Origin of the sequence: Dysgonomonas sp. Shenzhen-Wh21, from assembly GCF_043392705.1 — a bacterium.
GTDB lineage: Bacteria > Bacteroidota > Bacteroidia > Bacteroidales > Dysgonomonadaceae > Dysgonomonas.
Genome location: NZ_JAIXHZ010000058.1, coordinates 1 through 2,926 on the forward strand (window position 1 = coordinate 1; position 2,926 = coordinate 2,926).

Genomic DNA, 2,926 nt, shown 5'->3' on the forward strand with positions numbered 1-2,926 from the left:
GCCCATTATAATATCCCGGATGATATCTGCCTGTTGAGAGTTTTGTTGGTAGATTATTCTCATTGTACTTTAAAGTATATGTTTCTTTTTTTGTACCATCCATAATGTCTACACTGGCTAATTTTAATCTATATAGATTCCAATTATCCGAGATAGATTTAAAGAAAGGATAACTCTGCAATAAAGTGGGAGTTATGCCTAATACATATATTACTTCTGATATTGATGTTATTTCTTGATCTGATCTGTTTGCTCTAAAATAGTTATAATTCAATTTAATATTTTTAACTAGATAATCTAGTCCAGACTTATAAATTAATATTTGATCAAGCAAGGCATTATCTGGTTGATCTATTCTTTCATATTTATTTTTGAAATAAATCTCACCATTGGGGAATGTTATTTTATTTAGTACTATATCATCATAAACTACAGGAGAATTATATTGATTCGCAACATTTTCTAATGCTGGGCTGGCCCCATTAAATGCCCCATAACGTTGAGTTAAATTAGATAAGGAGTAAATACGCTTGGTCGTAATATCATAGGAAAAAGAAATAATATTATTTTTCAATGTTTTAATCTCAGTTAAATACCATGCACTAAGTCTCTTTACAGCTCCGTCTTTCAACCGGGAATACTCCTTTAAGGTAAATTTGTATTGAGTACCATCAGGAGTGATAAGAGTCCAATCTGGAATTGTCCCAAATTCGATTTTCTCTGGGAGTATTTTTATATTATCTGAAGATTCTTTATAAATGGTTCCATTATGGGTAATGCAAAATGAACCTGAATAACCATTGAAAGAATAGTTGAAAACATCAGGAGCTAAATCATGAACTTGTCCTCCATATAAGCTCGGAATAAGATTCCCTGTAGAGCCCGTTATATAGAAATCACACGCATGTATAACAGGAAACTGAACCTGACCTTCTTGCAAATAGTAATCTTGCAAATTGCTATTTAAGTATGCCCATTTTGGGCTCAAAGATTCTGCGGTACTAAAATCGTCTTGATCATAAACGGTTCGGCTTATAACTCCTCCTACGCTCAGATTCCACCCTAAACCTACTGTACCGGATTCTTCATTTACTTTAATTCCAGATGAATTATAAGATAGGGATATTGGAAGAGAAATATCTGATAATTCTATCGTATAAATTGGAATATTAATATTAGGTATACCTGTAAAATTAGAAACCGGGAAATCACCAAATTTCTGAAACGATTGTGCATTAGGAGAAGGCGGTATTAATTCTGGAAAATTCGCACTTGTCTGAGCTTTAATTCCAATATTGAACCATAATAGGATTAACAGGATCGGAAAGATATACATATATTTTTTCATCTCTTTTTACTTTTTAATAATTATTTCATTTACAAACACTCCATTAGCTGTAATCCTTAATGCATAGTTTTTGGGATACAGCGACGAACAGTCAATCGTTTCATAGTATGTTCCTTTTGTCCTATTTTTCGAAGCGATCTTCTTAACAGGCATACCTTCTAGTGAGTATAGCTCAAAAGAGACTTTGGCATCTTCCTTTAATTCATATTCTATGTTCAAAAATGATTCCACAGGATTCGGATATAGTCTGCAAGTCATCATATCTTCCAATGTGACAGTCTTGACTTGTCCTTTATCTGTGTTCTGATTGTTGTCTTGTGGTTCCTTCCATAGTTCATCCAGCAGTGCCTGATTCTCGGGATCGGTATTCAGATACAAATGATCCTGAGGAGGAAAAAAGAATGCTGTCTTAAAGATCTCTGTACTGTCCTTTAGGTTGATGTTCCTTATTGTTTCGAATACAGGATAACGATACCCTTTGCTGTACCAACGGCAAGTTTCAAGCTGCTTACCCGCATTGTCTGTTTCACTTGTCACATAACTGCCTTCCTGAGGTACATCAAAAATGGTTTGTATGGTCTTTACCCTGAGTACAGGGCTAAGCGTATCTCCCGAAGGAAGGATCATCTTACCATAAGCATCAGCGGTAGTAGTCATTATCCCTTGTGTCTGGATATCTACTGTAGAGGAATAAACTCCTTTAGACCTGTATTCTGAAAAAGAACTTTGCCCGTAGTTTAACGGATAATGTACCAGTAGCATAGGATCGGTATAGTTTAATACCACCGAAGGGTTCTCATGCCCTTTCTGCAAAAGAGAATCATTTGTTAAATGATAATAGTACATCGTGTTATGTTCTGTACCAACAATCAGCTCATTGTCTGACACTTTCCTCTTCAGATAACGGGTATTACCAAGGATATATACACTGTCTCCTTCCAAGGGAGGAAGAGAATAGGTAAGGGTATATTCATCATTGACGGATTTGAGCTTACTGAAATCCCAAAGCTTATTGGTTCCGCTTTCGCCGGGATTTACATACTCTACCTGCTGCTTGACTAATACATCGCCAGCGCGGTATTGGTTGTGAGAAGTGTTCAACTGTGCAGATAGAGGAAAAGCACAGCCGAAAACACTTGCTAATGTTAATGCAATTACTTTCATGTTTTATTTTACATTAAGCATTAAATATTTTTTATGTTTTTAGAATATATTTTTAAATAAATTAATACATTTGAACAAGAAGTATTCAGAAGAGAAAAGCAAAGTAATTAAAAGGGCTAATTAACTTTTAAAATAATTACTTATGAATATACATTTCAATTTCTTACACTGGATATTCGCTTATATAAATCTAAAAGGGATACACTAACTTTCCATCCCATTAAATACTATATATGTAAGAACAACTGTGCTAAATCTTAAAAAATAGCAACAGGAGGGATATCTTTTTATAATCCGGAATTAACGCTTAATATAAAATAAAACATGAAAGTAATTGCATTAACATTAGCAAGTGTTTTCGGCTGTGCTTTTCCTCTATCTGCACAGTTGAACACTTCTCACAACCAATACCGC

Annotated in this window: 2 protein-coding genes; both read right to left on the reverse strand. The window is 34.3% G+C overall.

Annotated features, from left to right (window positions below):
• On the reverse strand, positions 1 to 1,348 hold a 1,348-nt coding region (locus LDB17_RS03520; protein ID WP_393924889.1), incomplete at its 3' end, for a hypothetical protein.
• Positions 1,349 to 1,354: 6 nt separating this feature from the next.
• Positions 1,355 to 2,512: a T9SS type A sorting domain-containing protein gene (locus LDB17_RS03525; protein WP_252639436.1), complete on the reverse strand. Its 1,158-nt coding sequence runs from the start codon at positions 2,510 to 2,512 to the stop codon at positions 1,355 to 1,357.
• Between the last annotated feature and the right edge of the window lie 414 nt (positions 2,513 to 2,926).

Excerpts from the sequence above, each read along its gene's own strand:
- LDB17_RS03525 (WP_252639436.1), bottom strand. The coding sequence starts at position 2,512 with ATGAAAGTAATTGCATTAACATTAGCAAGTGTTTTCGGCTGTGCTTTT.